Below are 19388 nucleotides of genomic sequence, written 5' to 3'. Positions count from 1 at the left end.
TTATGAAAAAGAATATCCTATATATACTGGCTTTAACAGCAATTTCATTTTCTTCGTGCAATAAAGAGCTCGATGATGTGAATACAAACCCCAATACCACAGAAAACGCTCAACCCGATTATCTGCTTACCGGAGCAATAAAAAATGGCGCTGACGCTTATTGGGGAACAACAAATAACATGAATTCCAGTCTGCTGTTTGTGCAGCAGTGGGCCAAGGTCCAGTACACAGAAGAAGATCGCTTCATTTATTCTAACAGCAGCTTCACTTCCCTGTGGTCAACATTGTATGCAACAACCATCACCAGTTTAAATAAAATCATAGAAATAGGAAATACAACAGGTAATTCCAATTACAGGGGTGTAGCCTTGACTTTAAGATCCTGGTCATTCCTCTTGCTTACTGATGCTTATGGAGATATCCCATACACCCAGGCGGGAAAACTTAGCCAGTTTATTACCCCTGCATACGACAAGCAAAAAGACGTTTACTACGGTTTGCTTGATGATTTGAAATCAGCAAAAAATGCCCTTGATCCTTCGGGCAAGAGCATTGCCGGCGATATTATATACAGCGGCGACATCAATAAATGGAAAAAGCTTGCCAATTCATTGCGATTGAGGATAGCATTGCGTATTGTCGACAAAGAGCCGGCAAAAGCAAAACAAGTTCTTGACGAAATAAAAGCTGATGGCGATTTGTTTATTGCCGACAACAGTGAAATTGCACAGCTGATATACTCCATTTCGCCTCAGCAAAATCCGGTGAGTGCACAGTTCGATACCAGAGATGATTATAGAATCAGTAAAACGATAGTGGATAAGCTTTTCAGTCTCAACGATCCGCGTTTGCCTGTTTATGCCAGCAAAACACAAACTGCAACACCCGAAGAATACATCGGTTTGCCTAATGGCCTGACCAATTCGGAAGCCAGTAACCTGGGTTTTGCCAAAACATCAAAACCAGGTACTTATTTTCTCGCACCTCAATCTCCGGCTGTATTTTTTAGCTACGCTGAGTTGCTGTTCGATAGGGCAGAGGCTGCTGCAAGAGGATTGACCACAGAGAATGCTGCTGATTTATACAAACAGGCAGTGATCGCTTCACTCAAACAATTCGGTATCAGTGATGCTGCAGCTACAGCTTACGCGGGCCAAAGTGCTGTTCAATACGATGCAGGCAATTACAAGAAGTCGATTGGTGAACAAAAATGGCTTGCACTTTTCGGGCAGGGTTTAGAAGCCTGGGCAGAAAGACGCAGATTGGATTATCCCCAGTTAACGGCATCAGTTAATACGGTGTTAAACGGACAAATTCCAGTGCGTTTTATCTATCCCGGTACCGAACAATCCTTAAACGGGCAAAGCTATAAAAGTGCCGTGGCCAATCAGGGTCCAGATCTATTGACTACTAAGTTGTGGTTTGACCAATACTAACTTTATTTAAAACAGGGCGGTGTTAGGAACATGTCTGCCCTGTTTAATTTAAAACGGAGCTTGTAATAAATTCGTTTGGTTGAGGGTAAAAATGGAGATAATGGTAACTTGCAGGCCATTTATCAATTTTAATACGAGCCATGAAGAAATCAGTTCTTACCCTTATCATATTTCAATTTTTGGTGCTGAGCACTTTTGCACAAAAGAAAGCACCTTTTTGGGATGATGTACAAGTGATTAAGAAATATGATATGATGTATAAAGCACCCGCTCATCCGGTATTGTTTGTCGGAAGCTCATCGATTAGAAAATGGGATGATCTCACGCAGACTTTCGCCGCATACAATGCCTTAAACAGGGGAATCGGTGGTGCAGTCATTAATGATATCACCTACTACTTAAACGATGTGGTATTTCCATATCAACCGAAACAAATTGTGCTGTATGTAGGCGAAAACGACCTTCCAAATGATACAGTTACTCCCGATACCGTCTTAAACCGAACAGTCCGGTTATATCAGGCCATCCGGGCCAAATTACCAGCTACTCCAATCGTATACATTTCTATTAAACCCAGCCCCAGCAGGGAAAAGTTTAAAGCAAAGGCTGAAGCTTCAAATGCCCTTCTCCAGAAGTTTTTCGCAAAGGAAACCAATACCACTTTTGTAAACATTTATCCGTTAATGTTATCTAAAACCGGCGAAATGAGAAGAGAATTATTCCTTGATGATATGTTACACATGAATGCACAAGGATATGCTATCTGGAAAAAGGCAATAGAGAAATACCTGATGAAGTAAAGCCATACGTATTGTGTAGACCGTAATGCAATTATGCATTTGTTCTCCTGCCCGATATTTATCTGCTAAACTCAGATAAAGCTAAGCTTGTTTTTGTACATTTGGCTTCCATCTTCAAAATAAGATAGATAAGTATGCCCATCAGATACAGCTTAGCCATAATTTTCCTTTTTGCCCTCAACATTTCTGTTTTTGCCCAAAACAAATTTACCCTTAGTGGAACCATTCGTGATGCCAGCTCCGGGGAAACCCTCATCGGCGCAACTGTACGCCTAACAGGGTCATCCTCAGCTGCAACCCTTACCAATGCATATGGCTACTTTGCACTTACTCAAGCCGAAGGAACCTACACCCTTACCATTAGCTATACCGGTTACGCAAACCAGGTTAAAACGATTGTCCTGACTAAAAACCTGAAGATAAATGAAGAGCTAAAAGCAGCCAATGATTTAGCTGAAGTAACCGTTAGTGCCAATAACCGCAGAAACGAAAATGTAAAGAGTGCACAAATGGGACTGGAGAAAATCGACATGCAGTCTTTGAATAGCATTCCGGTGTTATTGGGTGAAAAAGATGTGCTCAAAACCATTCAGTTGCTTCCAGGTGTTAAATCCGGAGGAGAAGGCAATACCGGATTCTATGTACGCGGTGGTGCAGCAGATCAGAATCTTATTTTGCTGGACGAAGCGGTAGTTTATAATTCTTCTCACCTTTTGGGCTTCTTTTCAACTTTCAATGCAGATGCCATCAAGGATGTAAGTTTATATAAAGGGGGAATGCCTGCTCAATATGGCGGCCGTTTGTCTTCCGTTTTAGATGTTAAAATGGACGATGGAAACAATAAGGAATTTAAGTTTCAGGGTGGAATAGGCTTAATTGCATCACGTTTAAAAGCCGAAGGACCGATTGTAAAAGACAAAGGTTCTTTTATGGTGAGTTTCAGGCGTACCTATATCGATCTTTTCCTGCGGGCTTCGCCGGATTCTTCCATCAATGGAAGTACATTGAATTTTTACGACATCAATGCGAAAGCAAATTATAAAATCGACGACAAAAACACGATTTATATTTCCGGCTATTTTGGGAAAGATAACATCGGCGTAAAAGATCTTTTTGAGAATAACTGGGGAAATGTAACCACTACTTTCAGGTTAAACCATATTTTTAATAGTCGATTGTTTTCCAATACTTCTTTAATTTACAACAACTACAACTATACCGTTCAGCTGCTTAATGATGCGACTAACTTTAAAGCAACTTCTCTGGTACGCGATTTCAATTTAAAAGAAGACTTTCAATACTTCAGCAATAAACACACATTGAGGTTCGGCCTCAATTTAACCCAGCATCGCATATCGCCCATTGATATTACTACTTCGCAGGAATCGCAGGTTAATCCGCTTACGCAGGAGAAAAGGTATGGACTGGAATCTGCAGCGTATGTTTCTGATGAATGGGCGGTTACAGAAAAGCTAAACCTGCTCTATGGAATTCGCCTGGCAGCCTTTTCCCTCATGGGACCAGGGAATTTTAGTACATATGATGCATCAGGCAATGTTATATCCACTCGAAATATCGCCAGCGGTAAGTTCTACAAAAATTACCTTAATCTTGAACCGCGTTTTTCGGTAAGTTATTTATTTAATGAGCAAAATTCGGTAAAGGCATCTTATAACCGGAATACACAAAATATCCATATTTTGACCAACGCAACATCGAGTTCACCAACCGATCAATATGTATTAAGCAGCAATAATATCAAGCCAGAAATTGCAGACCAGGTAGCCCTGGGTTACTTCAAAAACCTGGAAGAGAACAATTATGAGTTTTCCGGAGAGATTTACTACAAGTGGTTGCAAAATCAGATCGATTATAAAAACGCAGCCCAGTTACTGGCCAACAGTAATGTAGAGTCTGAATTGCTTTACGGTGTGGGAAGGGCATATGGCTTGGAATTGTTTTTTAAAAAGAAAACCGGCAAGCTCAATGGCTGGATTGGTTATACCTTATCCAGAACCGAACGCAAGTTTGCCGAGCTAAACAATGGGAATTATTTTCCGTCGAGGCAAGATCGTACGCATGATGTTTCAGTGGTTGGTATCTACAACATGAATAAAAGGTGGACTTTCTCTTCGAGTTTCATTTACAGTACCGGCAACGCGGTTACCTTTCCGGCAGGAAAATATACCATTAGCGGTCAAACCATGTATTATTATACCCAGCGTAATGCGGGCAGAATGCCTTATATCATGCGTCTGGATTTAAGTGCAACTTTAGAGGGTAAAAATAAAGGGAAATATCAATCGAGCTGGACATTTGGCGTTTATAATGCCCTTGCACGGAAAAACCCTTATTCGATTGAGTTTATTAATGATCCGGCCAACCCGTCTAAAACTGTCGCCGAACAAACATCATTGTTTGGAATGATCCCCTCGGTAACCTGGAATTTTAAATTTTAAGCCATGAAACAACTTATATTTATCTTATGCATGGTAGTCTGCTTTTCTTCTTGTAAGAAGATAATAAGCATCGATACCGAAAACGCTCCTCCGCAGATTGTAATTGAAGCTAAAATTAATGACAGGCTGATTGACCAGCAAATCAGGATCACTAAAACAGTAGGCTATACTGATGCAAGTATTTATCCAACAGTATCAGGGGCAACGGTGAGCGTTTCAGATAGCCGGGGAAACAACTACGTATTCAGGGAAACCGCTGCAGGTGTATATACCAACAGGATGCGGGGTGTTTATGGTGTCACTTACACCATGAATGTTGTTGCTGAAGGTAAAACCTATACGGCAAGCTCGAAAATGCCAAACTTAGTCAGGATGGACTCGATTGGTATTATCAGCAATACATTTTTTGGAAATGAACGAAAAACAACTGCCGCATATCTGGCAGATCCGGCTAATGAAAATAATTTCTACCGCTTTACACTCAATAGAAACGGCATTAATTCCAATCGTATATATGTGAGCAACGACAGGCTTACCAATGGTAATAAATTGCGGATTCAGTTGTATTTTAATGCAGAGGATGATGAAGATGAAGACCTGTTAAGTGGCGATAAAGTGGCCGTAGAAATGGAAGGCATTGATTCCAATGTATTTGACTATTGGTATGCACTGAGTTCACAATCGGGCAGGGGGCCGAATCAGGGCACAACACCGGCCAATCCAACTTCGAATATATCAAACGATGCATTGGGCTATTTCAGCGCCAATACTTATCAGAAGATTACGGCGACAGTAAAATAGTCATATCAAAGAAATAAGGCGATAAATTCATGGTCTTAAAAAACAGAATTCAGGCTTTCCGGTTAATAAAACATGAATGTATTTATAAGTGGTAATATCGCTTCAGATGCACTGCAGGCACTGGAAGAAAATAACATCTCTTTTACACAATGGAAAGAGGAACGGCAAATTAGTGCTGAAGAACTGATAGAGGCCTGTAAAGATCAGGATGCGCTCATCAGTGTTGGTCCCAATAAAATCAATGCTGCGTTTTTAAATGCCTGCAAGCACCTGAAAGTAATTGCACTACATTCCGTAGGCTTCGATCAGGTGGATGTTGCAGAAGCTAAAAAGCTGGGTATAAAAATCGGGAATACTCCCGGGGTGCTCAGTGCCGCTACCGCAGATACCGCTTTTCTGTTGATGCTGGCCGTATCCCGCAAAGCCTTTTATCTCCACAAAAAAATCATCAACGGCGAATGGAAAAACTATGAGCCGACACCTGAGCTTGGAATAGAAGTGACCGGCAAAACTCTTGGTGTTTTTGGTATGGGGAAAATTGGTATTGAGCTGGCCAAAAAATGTGCTGCTGCCTATGGGATGAAAGTGATTTACCATAACAGATCAAGAAATGAAGCTGCTGAGCAGGAATTAAATGCCACCTATGTTTCTTTTGAAGAGTTACTGGCACAAAGCGATGTACTGTCTGTTCATACAGCGTTAACCAGCGAAACAAAAGGTAAGTTTACCATTGATGTTTTCAAACAAATGAAGCCCAATGCTATTTTTATCAATACCGCGCGGGGAGGCATTCACAATGAGGATGATTTGATACAGGCTTTAAAAGATAAACTGATTTGGGGAGCTGGGTTAGACGTAACGAATCCTGAACCTATGGAAAATAATAATCCTTTGCTGAGTATGGAAAGCGTTGCTGTTCTCCCGCACATTGGCTCCGCTACAGAAGAAACACGTGCAGCAATGTCGAGGTTAATTGGTGAAAATATTATTGCAGGGTTAAAGGGGGAAGATTTACCCTATCCCGTTGATTAATATCCATTCCTGAATTTTTTGTTGATATTAAAACAAAAAAGCTGACCAGTTCCAACCGGTCAGCTTTTTTGCTTTCTATATTTTCCTCTTATTTTACTGTGTATCTGAAGATCGATCTTCCCAGATTACCATTTGCATCAATACCTTCAACCGTAACTTTGTATTGTCCGCGGCCATCTGCATTGTAGAATTCAAATGAAGCATTTCCGGCAGCATCTGTTACCACTTTCGGATTCCAGTAAATGGTAGTACGCAAATCACTGCGGTTCATGCTCGCAGGTGCTTCGTATTTTGGAGAGTAGAATTGTTTTTCCTTATCATAACCTTGTGGAGAGAAAGTTAGTTCATAATATTTAGGTAACATATCCATCAATTGTGCTTTGGATATTTTCTGTCCCTTAGGTGCTTTTTTCTGGTTAAATACCAGTACACCGTTCACGTTATTAGCTCTGTTTACCAGGCCAAGTTCATCTCTTAAAAAGATTTCTACCGATTCAAGCTGGTTAACATCAATTGTATTGATCTGGTTCACATCAACATTCATCCCGTTAATGAAAATACCCATTGGCGTTCTGTTTCCCGAATTATAATCCCTGCTTACGTAAAAGTTACCGTCAGCATAGGTTACCCCGGCAAGCATTCCCTGTAAACAATTGATTAGCATGCCGCATCCTTTTAACCTGTCGCCTGTAATCTCGTGGTCAGCCATCTGACTTAAGCCTGTTAAAGCTGGATAGTCCTTGTGGCTAACCTTTGGAATAATAGCCGCTTTAACGGTAATGTCTTTCAGGGTATGTAAATAGGCATACTGACGTTTGCTATTGTCCAGGTAAGTCGTTAGTGCGCTATCAATATTCAAAACTTCTTCTGCAGCACTGAAATTTCTGGTCAAACTTGGTACCGGCGATCCGTTCATCTGTAAGGTCATGTTCTTATAGAGCGGATTGTACTTTGCTGTAATAGTAACTTTTGATGAATCATTGAAAACCAAATTTTTAAACCTGAAATTACCCACCGGATCTGTAGTCCCTTCAAGGTTAAAGCGTTTGTCAGGAATGCTTAATAATAGCGCTCCTTTCCTCACCGGAATACCGTTGTTCATCCTTAAAATCCCCGAAAGTTCTATACCCTGCTCAGGTAAGAACTGGATCTTTGGAAGCTGGTTGGCAATGATATCTGAATATTTAAAGCTTCTATATCCCTGCGTCAGTAACAATACATCCAGGTCTGCATTTTTCTTCGCATCAGGTGCATTAAAGTAATAGTTCGCTTTTTCTATGTAGCCCTTCACATCGCTGCTTAATAATAATCCAGTCAGGATGGTACTGGTAGCATCTTCACTTGAGGGTACCTTGGTTTCATCCACTACAGATACCGAGAAACTTCCCTCCACAGGCGCACCGTCTTTTTTTGCGGCCATGTTTATCTTAACTTTCTTTTTTACACCGTATGTAGTTACCGGGCTGGAAACAGCTACAGCCATATTGTTTTTGTGCTGAACAAAAACCAGACGCTCGCTTAGTGGTTTACCCGACTCATTAAAAAGGGTGAGCTGGGCGATACCAGTAGGGAATTTTGATTTTAGAACAGTGGTATTATACTCTTTATTAGATAGTGCAGTTTGTGCACCATAACAAATCACGCCTTTGCTTTGTGCAATGATGTAGAATTTTTTTCCCTGATTATCATTAAAAAAAGGATCGTTCGACAGAATCTTAATCGCAATGTTATCTGCAGAAGTGTTATCGATATTAAGCGTTATTCCGGCAGCGGTTACAGCAGGCAGGTTGTAGCTTTCACTAGTTCCATCTGCATAATTCACAGTGGCTTTGTAAGTTTTTCCGGCTTCGGCCAACACGTTAAAACTACCCATGCCCAGGTGCTGCGCTGAAAAAACAGCAACCTGCTTACCATCGCTATCGGTTACAACCCCTTTGGATGCAATTCCCAAACCATCACTTTTTACCGCCTTGAAGGCGACCTTGGTTGTTAAGCCCGCTATCAGGTTGCCACCCTCAGGGAAAAACTGGAAGTCTTTACTTAAAATTGCATTCCTCAGAGAGAAACTACTGTTGGCAACGTCCTTATCGGTCGTGTTAATCGCGGTAACCAGTTGTCCGTTTTTTAATTGATACTCGGCTTTCTGCGCATTACTCATGGCGATGGTCAGATAGCCATTGGCATCTGTTGTACCCCTGCCTTTAGCGATAACCGTATAGGTTGTTACCACCTGCCAGCTTACGTTTCTGTTTGCATACGGCTTGTTGTTCGCGTCTTTAAACTGCACCCGGGCATCTATTTTTTCCAGTTTATCTGTAGAAGTATTTTTATAGGAAATATGTGTTTTCACCTCCTTGTCTATCGCTTCCCCAACATAAAATGTTTTACTAAAAAAAGCAGGCTCATCACTGTTCAGCATCCACATGGTATAGGCCCTGATGTGGTAATTTCCCTGTTTGTAGTTAATCTGATCTAAGGGGAAACTGCCGTAAGCAAAGCCACCCGTGATTGGAAGTTTTAGTGTTTGAATAAGTGAATCGCTTTGGTTGATGACATCAACATAAATGATTTTACTTAGCGTAGAAAGGAAATTCTGATTTTCAGTTACATAAGCCTTAAACCAAACGGTATCTGCAACAGCGTAGTAAGGTTTGTCAAAATGCAGGTATATTTTTTCAGCAGGATAATCATTTAAAACTTTGTTTGTTTTGGTGATAATGGTATTGATTCCAATAGTATCGGTTTGGGCAAACAAAGAAAAGTGGAGTGAAAATAAAATTGAAAATATAAACGCTATTCTAAAAATCTTCATGTATTGGAAATTTATTACTAAGAGTGTAAATATATCCAATTAAACATACAGCACCTAAAGCGAATTGATGTTTAACATTTTTTTACATATTGCTGCTTATCAAGCGTGAAACAGAAAGGTTTGTAACAAAACAGGCTGCCAAATGGCAGCCTGCAATGCTTACTTAAAAATACATTTATGTTATTTATACTCGATAACAAACTCGTTCAATGGCGTGCGAACCTTTTTAAGGTTAACCAACCAGTCTCCGGCCTCATCTCTGTTGCCTAATGGCAATAGGGTTACGCTTTTCAATCCTTTATCATTAAGCCCTAAAAGCTCATCTACCGCAGGGCCGTTAAAACCTTCCATTGGAGTGGAATCTACCTTCAATAAAGCCGCTTCAGCTATTGCAATCCCAAAAGCAATATAAGCCTGACGGGCAGCATGATTGAAGTTTTCTTCTGCAGATCTGGATAAGATCATTCCTTTCAACTGTGTTTTGTAAGCATCAGTAGCATCTAAAGGTAAACCACGTTCCGTATTCATTCTGTTAAATACAGCATCAATGCCTTCTTCAGTATAGTTTTCCTGAGCAGCAAAAACCAGTAGGTGCGAAGAATCAATTACCTGAGCCTGACCGTATGCAATAGGGGCAATTTTTTCTTTTAATTCCTGGTTAGTCACTACAATTACTTTGAATGGCTGCAGGCCTGAAGAGGTTGGTGCAAGCAGAGCAGCCTGAATAATCTGATCGACTTTCTCCTGCTCTACAGGCTGACCATTCATTTTTTTAACGGCGTAACGCCATTTTAGGGCATCTAATAAACTCATAATATAGTTAATTTATTTTTATCAATTTAATGAGACAAATATCAAGATAAAGATCATATAGATTGTTGATGTATGGTAAGAAAGCAAGCTGCTATCTAAAAGAATACTGGCTTAGATTTGGCGTTTAAGGTTTTAATTTAATATCACTCCGAACAGGGAAATGATCTGATAACCTGGCTTCGGTGATTTTGTAATTTAACACTTCAATATCTTTTGAAGTGGCTATGTAATCAATCTGGAAATTAGGGAATTTGCCATTGTAGGTTTTGCCAAAGCCTGATCCCTTTTTAATAAAACTGTTATTAAGACTGTCAGTGATCTGTGTTACTACATAAGAAGCGGGGGTATCATTGAAATCACCGGCAATTAAATAGGGTAATTTACAAGAAGCCATTTCCTTTTTCATCATGTCTACCTGGCTACTTCGTTTCAAAAATGCACTTTTAAGCATCCTCAAAATGCGTTTTGAGGGTTGCAGTTCAGTATCCATTTTTTTTACTTTATCCAGGTACTCATAATCCTGTTTTTCGAAGGATATAGACTGGAAGTGAACATTGTAAATTCTTAACGCTTTCCCTTTAACATTTAAGTCAGCATAAATGCACATGTTGCCGGGATATCCTTCATTGAAGTGAATTTCTCCCTTATCCTTTATCGGGTAGCGGGAAAATATGGCGAGTCCGATCGCTTCGTAATCGTTTTTGTTTGTTGGTACAAAATAGTAATATTTGGCGTTCAGCAAGGCTTTTAAACTGTCAATGGTATCGAAATTACCTTTATATCGGGTATAAAACTCCTGAAAGCAAACCACATCGGGATTCTGGTCTTTAACTACCTGAAGCATCTTCTCCTTAACCTGTTCATCGTTATCGCCTCCGTAAAGCTTAAAGTTATGAACGTTGTAGGTCATCATCCTCACACTGTTCTCTGGTTTCTCAGCACCTCCCTCATCTCCTCCAATGGCAAACGTAGCTTTTAGCGTTTTAAAGCCTATGGCAATTACCACAATGGTCACCAGCGCGAATATCCATTTTTTGCTGATCAGCCACCAGGCAATAAATATAATATTAATGACTAAAACAAACGGGTAAGCCAATCCGAAAAAAGCGATAATCGCATGTTTTCTGGGGTCCATACTTCCTGCAAGTGTGCCCAGTAGCAAAAATATTGCTACCACTACAGCAACAGGCAATATCAATTTATCCAGGAAACTATACTTTTTAGTCTTCGCCATTAATCCTTACTCGCTTTAAATAACTTTTCTTTTTCTGATGCAGTTAATTTATCGTACCCGGAAGTTGATATTTTGTCTAAAATAGAATCTATTTCCTGTTGAGAAACCCCTTTAAAGTCTTGTTTTTTTACCGGAGGCTTTTCATTCTTCACCACCCTTAATTTAGGTTTTTTTTCGAATACTTTACTCCAGTCGCGACCACTTTGCAAACTTTTGATAAACAGGAAACCCAGGAGTGCGCCACCGATATGGGCCAGGCTGCCACCTGCATTTATGGAGCCCACTGCCAGGAAATCAAGAAAAAAATAAACCAGTGCAATCCATTTAATTTTTACCTCACCCAGAAAAAGCAGCATGAGGCTATAATTCGGAACAAGTGTTGCTGCTGCAAAAATGATGGCATTTACTGCAGCCGATGCGCCAACAATGCTCACCATAGCTAATCCGCCCGAATACACAGGGAAAATATTTAAAACTGCTACAGCAAAAAGTCCCCCGAATATACCACCGGTAAGGTAAACGAAATGAAACTGCCGGCTGTTCAGGAAGTTCATAAAAATACTGCCGAACCAGAATAAACCCAACATGTTGAACAAAACATGTAAAATCCCGTCATGGAAAAACATATAAGTGAGCACCGTGTAGAAACGCTCAGGCAGGCGCGATATACTGGCTGGCAAACCTATGTACTGGTTAATAAATTGATCCATGCTAAAGCCCGACTGGCCTAAGAATATGAATACGCCAATGATGGACGTGATTAAAAAAATAATCACATTGATTCCGATATAAAAAAACAGTGGATTTCCAGATTGGAAAATCTTAAATTTTAAGTCTCTAACTGTATTATTCATAAAGCGTATAAAATGTATCGTTTTTATCTTTCCAGATTTTTACCAGGATAAAACCTATTAAAGCACCTCCAAGGTGGGCATAGTGTGCAACTGAATCGCCGGCAATACTTGCTACCCCCAATGATAGTTCGATTAATATATATACGGGTATAATGTATTTTGCTTTAACTGGTATAGGGATGAACATAATTAAAAGTTCTGCATTCGGATACAACATGCCAAAGGCTACAAGCAATCCGAAGATGGCTCCAGATGCACCTAGCATCCCACCAAAATATATACCGAAAAGCGTCTTAACCTGCGCCGGAGAGGCGTCTGTAGCGTTATAAAGATCACTTAAATTTAGTTTACCGCTGGCAGTAATACTTCCGACGATTTGATGAACTTCAAAAGCCTGAACTGCCCACTGTAAAAACAAAGCCCCTAATCCGGTGATGAAGTAAAAGATTAAAAATTTCTTCGGGCCCCAACGTTGCTCCAGGATACTTCCGAAGCTATACAATGCGAACATATTGAAAAATATGTGTGCCAGGCCTCCATGCATAAACATGTAACTAATCGGCTGCCAGATTTCAAACTTGGGTGAATCGAAATAGTAAACAGCCAGCAGGTCGTCTAAGTGCAGTTGTGGAAGCAGGTAAGTAGCTGCGAAAAACAGTATGTTGATGATTAGGAGGTTTTTGACAACCGGGGGTATATATATGTTATTCATTGCTTTTTATTTCTCAAACTTTTTATCCAGCTCTGTTAAAGTAATGGTTTGAATAATTGGTTTTCCACTCACGCTAAAATTAGGTGTTTTACAGGCAAAAAGCTCATCAATCAAGGTATTCATTTCTTCCTGGCCTAAAGCCGTTCCTGCTTTTATTGCACTGTTTTTTGCCAGTGTTCTGGCTAAACTGTCACGTTTAGTTAACTTCAATTCTTGCTGAGAGTTTTTAAAACCTTCAATTAATTGTTCAAGGAGCTGTGTTTCATTAATATTACTGCTGCCCAAATCTACCGGAACACCCTCTACAACCAACGTGTTTTTCCCGAATTCCCTTATATCAAAACCTAAACTTTTAATGTCATCCAGCAAACTTTTCGCCAGCTCGAAGTCATTGGCGTTTAGTGTGATCGTTTGTGGAAACAAGCTTTGTTGTGAAGCCCCTTTCCGGTCATCTAAATGTACGAGAAAACGTTCGTAAAGGATGCGTTCATGTGCCATTTGCTGATCAATAACCATCAAACCCGATTTAATCTGGGAAACAATGTATCGGTTATGCAACTGCATATACTGCTTCTGTTTTGTCTCCAGCATTGGTTCTTCCTGATAAAAGGAAGTTTGCTCTACGATGGGCTGATCAACTACTTCGTATAGCGAACCCCAGTTTTTAGTACTGGGCTTTGCATCATAATTTCTTGGTGAAGACGCGTAACCTGAAGTAGAGGTAACGTCGCTTGCAAAAGGATTGAAATCCGGATTGAAATTGATGCTTGGTGGTACAATATCCTCAACAGCTTTTTGAGTAATCATATTGCTGAAACCAGTTTCCTGATCAAAATCTAATGTAGGAGCAATGTTATATCTTCCTATGGAACGTTTCACTGCCGATTTCAGAATCGCATAGATTGATTTCTCATCAAGGTACTTGATTTCTGTTTTGGTAGGATGAACATTGACATCGATTTTAGAAGGATCAATCTCAATAAATAACACATATAATGGAAAACTATCATCAGGCAACAGATCTTCAAAGGCAGAGCTCACTGCATGATTTAAATAAGAATCTTTGATAAAACGGTTATTAACAAAGAAAAATTGTTCTCCCCGGGTTTTCTTGGCAAAAGCAGGCTTGCCAATGTAACCTTTAAGGTTAATAATGGTAGTTTCTTCTTCAACAGGCACTAAACGCTCATTGTAATTGTTCCCAAAAAGGTGAACCACACGTTGCTTCAGGTTTCCTTTTGGAAGATTAAAAATTTCTGTTCCGTCATGATGCAAACTGAAGAAAATAGCGGGATGTGCCAATGCTACACGTTGAAATTCATCAATGATGTGGCGCATTTCTACAGGATTACTCTTTAAAAAATTACGTCGTGCAGGGGTATTGTAAAACAGATTTTTTATCGCAATTTGGGTCCCTGCAGGGGTAGCCACGGGTTCCTGTGCTGTTACTTCAGAACCTTCGACCGAGATACAGGTGCCGATTTCATCTTCATGTCTGCGGGTTTTCATTTCCACCTGGGCAATAGCCGCAATAGAGGCCATAGCTTCGCCGCGGAAGCCCATAGTACGGATAGCAAATAAGTCTTCAGCCTTTCTCACCTTTGATGTGGCATGGCGCTCAAAACACATCCTGGCATCCGTAACACTCATTCCGCACCCATTATCCACGATCTGAATCAATGCTTTACCAGCATCTTTTATCACCAGTTGAATTTTGTCGGCGCCCGCATCAATGGAGTTTTCGAGCAACTCCTTTACCGCAGAGGCAGGTCGTTGAACAACTTCTCCGGCAGCAATTTGATTGGCAACAGCATCAGGCAATAAATGGATTATATCAGTCATGTATTAAGACAAAGTGAATTCGCTAAATTATGGAAAATAAGCGTAAGGATTCGGATTTGTTTAAAACTCAACATGTAAATGACGCCATTTTTCTATCTTTAAAAGATGAAAACATCCCTGTGTGCTTTGATGGTGGCCATGCTGCTTTTTTCCTGCAAAAAACGGCAGGACGTAGATACCATTGTTTTTAATGGAAAGGTGTATACTGTTAATAGTGGCTTTGAAACAGTGGAAGCATTCGCTGTAAACGATGGTAAAATTGTCGAACTCGGATCTACTGAAGATATTAAAAGCAAATATACCGCTAAACAACAAGTCGACGTTTCCGGCAAAACGGTGTATCCTGGTTTTATTGATGCACATGCCCATTTTTATGGATACGGACAAAGTTTGCAGGCTGCAGATTTACGTGATACGAAATCATGGGATGAGATTTTGCAGCGTTTATCGGCTTTTGCTAAAACTCACCCGGATGGTTGGCTGATCGGAAACGGTTGGGATCAGAACGATTGGGCAGATAAAGCTTTTCCAACAAATGAAAAGCTCACGTCACTCTTTCCTAACCGCCCTGTATTTCTTAACCGCATTGATGGTCATGCGGCTATTGCGAACCAAAAAGCGCTTGACGATGCAGGTATTAGAGGAAAGCAAGAGCTAACAGGGGGAGACATGCTTAGTATGAACGGAAAACTTACAGGAGTGCTGATTGATAATGCAGTAACGTTAGTCGAAAATAAAATCCCCTCGCCAGATGCAAAGCTTGCAGAAAAGATATTCACCGACGCCCAAAAAAACTGTTTCGCAGCAGGCCTGACCACAATTGATGATTGTGGCTTAGGTTATCTCGCCGTAGAATTTATTGAGAAACTGCAGAAGGAAAATAAACTCAAAATGCGTTTATATGTGATGCTCTCCGATCAGGAGGATAATTACAAATATCTTTTCGCCAGGGGAGCTGTGAAAACTGATCGTTTAAATGTGAGGGCCTTTAAAGTTTATGCCGATGGTGCCTTAGGATCCCGGGGTGCTTGCCTCTTACACCAATACAGTGATATGCCAGGGAAAACCGGTTTTTTATTGAGTAATCCAAAACACTATGAAGACGTTGCCAGGAAAATTGCGGCTAACAACTTTCAGATGTGTACGCATGCCATTGGTGACTCTGCAAACAGAACCATTCTTAAAATCTATAACAAGATTCTCAAAGGAAAGAATGATAAAAGGTGGAGAATTGAGCACGCTCAGGTGGTAAACCCAAACGATTTTGATCTGTTCGGTCAAGCGAGTGTTATACCTTCAGTGCAGCCTACTCATGCAACTTCTGATATGTATTGGGCTGGCCAGCGCCTGGGGGCTGAACGCCTCAAAAGCGCCTATGCGTATAAACAACTATTAAAGCAAAATGGATGGATTCCTTTGGGTACAGATTTTCCGGTAGAAAACATTAATCCATTATTAACGTTTTATGCTGCAACGGTAAGAGAAGATGCAAAAGGTTTTCCGAAAGGAGGCTTTCAAATGGAAAATGCCCTGACCCCTGAAGAGGCATTGCGTGGGATGACCATTTGGGCAGCAAAGGCCAATTTCGAGGAAAACGAAAAAGGAAGTTTGGAAAAGGGCAAGTTTGCAGATTTTGTGATTCTCGACCGCGATATTTTAAAATCATCACCACAGCATATTTTAAAAACCAAAGTATTAAAAACCTATCTGAATGGAGAAAAAGTATATGAAGCGAAATAGATTGTTTATTCTGGCTGCGGCGAGTTTTTTTAATGTTTTATGTTTAATGGCATGCGCCCAGGAGCATTCCACAAACGAAAAGAAGCTTTCTGTTGCAAATTCAATTACCCAAAGTACAGTTGTATTAAATAATCAGGACTCCATTATACCGCTGAAGTCGCTCGATAAAAAAAACATAGCATCCGTGAGTCTTGGCTTTTCTTACAGCCTGGTATTTGATAGCCTGGCCAATAAATACGATAAGGTATCTTCATTTTCTGCCAGTTCTTATAAAGACAGTGTCAACCTGAATGATCTGGAAGATGATTTAAAATATTTCAACACGATTTTAATTTCCATTGATGACCAGCATGCCAGTCAGGCAAAATATGTCAACTTCATCAACAGCATTAGCAAAACAAAAAAAGTAATACTGGCAGTATTTGGAAACGGGATTGCCTTAAGGGCATTCGACGCACTGCAAAGTCCGATTGTATGGACGGCCCAAAACAGCACAGATGCTGCGGCAATCGTTCCGCAGTATATTTTCGGGGGAATTGCTGCGGGCAATAAACTTACCACTGCTTTTTCTCCACGTTATACAATTGGATCGGGCTTTGTTACGGTAAAAACGAGATTAAAATATACTGTGCCTGAAGATGCAGGATTGAACTCAAATGATTTGAAAGGCATCGATGCCATTGCGGCAGAAGCAATTGGACAGAAAGCTACTCCGGGGTTGGTGGTGTTGGTTGCTAAGGATGGCAAAGTGATTTTCAATAAAGCTTATGGAACACATACTTATGATACCAATGTGCCTGATAAGGTAACCGATATTTTCGACCTGGCATCAGTAACCAAGGTTACTGCTACAACTCCTTCAGTAATGCGCTTGTTTGAAGAAGGGAAATTAAAGTTAGATACCAATATCGGAGCCTATATTCCTAAAGCCCGCACCACGCCAATGAACAATATTCAGGTGCGTGAGGTGATGTTGCATCAGGCTGGTTTTATTCCCTACATTCCATTTCACGACTATGTAAAAACAGGCGATTATAGCAGAGATTCATCGGCAGCTTTCCCTACGAAGGTGGCGGACAACTATTTCATCAAAAAAGGCTTTTTTCAGGATTTTATGTGGCCAAAAATGCTGAATTCTCCAATTAGGACGAGAGGAAAATATGTTTACAGTGACATTAGTATGTATGTCATGAAAGATATAGTCGAGCACATCAGTGAGGAACCACTTAACGTTTATACATATGAGAATTTTTATAAGCCATTAGGGATGCAAACGGCCGGGTTTTTACCTCGAAACCGTTTTAAACCCGAACAGATTATCCCGACAGAACAGGATACCTATTTTAGAAAAACCTTGCTGGTTGGCTATGTACACGATCAGGGCGCTGCCCTGGCTGGTGGGGTATCCGGGCATGCCGGTCTATTTGCGAGTGCAAACGACCTGGCCATTATTTACCAGATGTTGCTTAACCGGGGAACTTATGGCGGACATGAATACTTTAAGCCGCAGACTGTTGATATGTTTACTTCAAAGCAATCGAATGTTAGTCGCCGTGGTTTAGGTTTCGACCGCTGGGATCCGGATACCAGCAAACATTACCCTTCAGACTTAGCCTCGACCCAAACTTACGGACATACAGGCTATACCGGTACCTGCGTTTGGGTTGATCCTTCCCGTGGACTGGTGTACGTATTTTTATCAAACCGGGTTAATCCTACTGTTACAGATAAACTATCCAATATGAAAATACGAGGAAGGATACAGGACGTGGTGAATAAGGCGATCGATGAATCTGGAAAGTAGCATCGTTATGAACGAAAAAAGCACCGGCAGTTTAACCGGTGCTTTTTTTAGGGAGGTTATCTGATCTTTGGCCAATTACATCTTCAATCCAATCTCTCTAAGTCTTTCATCCAGATATTCACCTGCAGTCATATCGCTATATGCTTTAGGGTGTTCTGCATCAATAGTAGAAGGCAGGCTGGTTAAATCCATATTGCTGCGGGGATGGAGGAAAAACGGAACCGAAAAACGTGAAGTTTTCATCAGTTCGCGTGGAGGGTTCACTACCCTGTGTGTAGTCGATTTTAGCTTATTATTAGTCAAGCGTTGCAGCATATCACCCACATTTACCACAATATCAGTATGGTGCGCCTTAATCGGCAACCACTCATTACCTCTGGTTAAAACCTCCAGTCCATCGGCACTGGCACCAATCAGTAAGGTAATCAGGTTAATATCTTCATGGGCACCTGCGCGTACAGCGTCATCAGCAATTAATTCCGGGTTTTCAATAGGGAAGTAGTGTATCCCTCTTAAAATCGAGTTTCCATTGTGAACATGCTTATCGAAATAATCTACAGGAAGCTCCAGATAAGTTGCAATAGCCCTTAATAAGTGAGTTCCGTTTTCCTGTAACTTTCTATAGATCTCACCTGTTATCGGATTAAATTCAGGTAGCTCCTCCAATATTTCATTATCAGGATATTCATTTTTTACAGGATCACCGTCGGTAACTTCCTGTCCGATTTGCCAGAACTCTTTTAAATCCGGTGTTTTGGCTCCCTTCGCAGTTTCTTTACCAGCACTTGTATAGCCACGCTGACCGGCTAACTCAGGTTTCTCATATTTTCTTTTAATTTCAACAGGCAGCGAAAAAGCGGCCTTAATATTTTCGTAAAGCTTATCAATTAATTCCTGACTTAACCCATGATTGGTAATCGTTACAAAACCTGAGTCGTTGAAGGCGCGGCCTAATTCATCAGAAAATTTTTTGCGTTCTTCTTCAGTACCGTTGATGTACGAGCCTAAATCCAAACAAGGAATATACGGTGTAGACATGTCTCTGTTTT

General features: G+C 40.6%; 14 protein-coding genes. 7 read left to right on the top strand and 7 right to left on the bottom strand.

All coding sequences use genetic code 11. The annotated features are described in order from the left end of the window. Positions 1-2: 2 nt before the first annotated feature. The 5 genes from AC570I_RS11290 to AC570I_RS11270 all read left to right on the top strand — a co-directional run bounded on the left by AC570I_RS11290 (position 3) and on the right by AC570I_RS11270 (position 6528). On the top strand, positions 3-1436 hold the full coding sequence (locus tag AC570I_RS11290; protein ID WP_497405506.1) for a SusD/RagB family nutrient-binding outer membrane lipoprotein: 1434 nt from the start codon (positions 3-5) through the stop codon (positions 1434-1436). 140 nt (positions 1437-1576) lie between these two features. Continuing rightward, positions 1577-2236, top strand: a complete 660-nt coding sequence (locus AC570I_RS11285) for a GDSL-type esterase/lipase family protein (protein WP_497405505.1) — start codon at positions 1577-1579, stop codon at positions 2234-2236. Between the two features lie 134 nt (positions 2237-2370). Beyond that, entirely contained in the window at positions 2371-4695 is a 2325-nt protein-coding gene (locus tag AC570I_RS11280; protein WP_497405504.1) for a TonB-dependent receptor, read from the top strand. A 3-nt stretch (positions 4696-4698) separates the two neighbouring features. After that, entirely contained in the window at positions 4699-5496 is a 798-nt protein-coding gene (locus tag AC570I_RS11275; RefSeq protein WP_497405503.1) for a DUF4249 domain-containing protein, read from the top strand. A 72-nt stretch (positions 5497-5568) separates the two neighbouring features. Then, positions 5569-6528, top strand: a complete 960-nt coding sequence (locus AC570I_RS11270) for a 2-hydroxyacid dehydrogenase (protein WP_497405502.1) — start codon at positions 5569-5571, stop codon at positions 6526-6528. Between the two features lie 88 nt (positions 6529-6616). Here AC570I_RS11270 and AC570I_RS11265 read toward each other — a convergent pair whose 3' ends face one another. The 6 genes from AC570I_RS11265 to mutL all read right to left on the bottom strand — a co-directional run bounded on the left by AC570I_RS11265 (position 6617) and on the right by mutL (position 14795). Next, positions 6617-9340, bottom strand: a complete 2724-nt coding sequence (locus AC570I_RS11265) for a carboxypeptidase regulatory-like domain-containing protein (RefSeq protein WP_497405501.1) — start codon at positions 9338-9340, stop codon at positions 6617-6619. 180 nt (positions 9341-9520) lie between these two features. Next, the gene (locus AC570I_RS11260) at positions 9521-10153 is read right to left on the bottom strand and encodes a nitroreductase family protein (RefSeq protein WP_497405500.1); all 633 of its coding nucleotides are present in this window, start codon (positions 10151-10153) and stop codon (positions 9521-9523) included. A gap of 124 nt (positions 10154-10277) precedes the next feature. Continuing rightward, a complete protein-coding gene (locus AC570I_RS11255; RefSeq protein WP_047798803.1) occupies positions 10278-11387 on the bottom strand; it encodes an endonuclease/exonuclease/phosphatase family protein in 1110 nt (369 codons plus the stop codon). Next, positions 11387-12241, bottom strand: a complete 855-nt coding sequence (locus AC570I_RS11250) for a rhomboid family intramembrane serine protease (protein WP_497405499.1) — start codon at positions 12239-12241, stop codon at positions 11387-11389. Before AC570I_RS11250 ends, AC570I_RS11255 begins: the two co-directional genes overlap by 1 nt. Next, the gene (locus AC570I_RS11245) at positions 12234-12953 is read right to left on the bottom strand and encodes a rhomboid family intramembrane serine protease (protein ID WP_497405498.1); all 720 of its coding nucleotides are present in this window, start codon (positions 12951-12953) and stop codon (positions 12234-12236) included. Before AC570I_RS11245 ends, AC570I_RS11250 begins: the two co-directional genes overlap by 8 nt. A gap of 6 nt (positions 12954-12959) precedes the next feature. Next, positions 12960-14795: a DNA mismatch repair endonuclease MutL gene (gene mutL, locus AC570I_RS11240; RefSeq protein ID WP_497405497.1), complete on the bottom strand. Its 1836-nt coding sequence runs from the start codon at positions 14793-14795 to the stop codon at positions 12960-12962. Between the two features lie 105 nt (positions 14796-14900). Between mutL and AC570I_RS11235 the strand changes: the two genes are divergently transcribed. Beyond that, entirely contained in the window at positions 14901-16535 is a 1635-nt protein-coding gene (locus AC570I_RS11235) for an amidohydrolase (protein ID WP_497405496.1), read from the top strand. Further along, entirely contained in the window at positions 16507-18339 is a 1833-nt protein-coding gene (locus AC570I_RS11230) for a serine hydrolase domain-containing protein (protein WP_497405495.1), read from the top strand. Before AC570I_RS11235 ends, AC570I_RS11230 begins: the two co-directional genes overlap by 29 nt. A gap of 75 nt (positions 18340-18414) precedes the next feature. On the opposite strand, the gene AC570I_RS11225 is transcribed toward AC570I_RS11230, so the two are convergent. Next, positions 18415-19377, bottom strand: coding sequence for an isopenicillin N synthase family dioxygenase (locus tag AC570I_RS11225; RefSeq protein ID WP_497405494.1), 963 nt, complete (start codon positions 19375-19377; stop codon positions 18415-18417). Positions 19378-19388: the final 11 nt, after the last annotated feature.

Source organism: Pedobacter sp. A2324 (assembly GCF_059693705.1).
The sequence above is the reverse complement of the archived record's forward strand: the minus strand, read 5'-3'. Positions and strand labels throughout refer to the sequence as shown.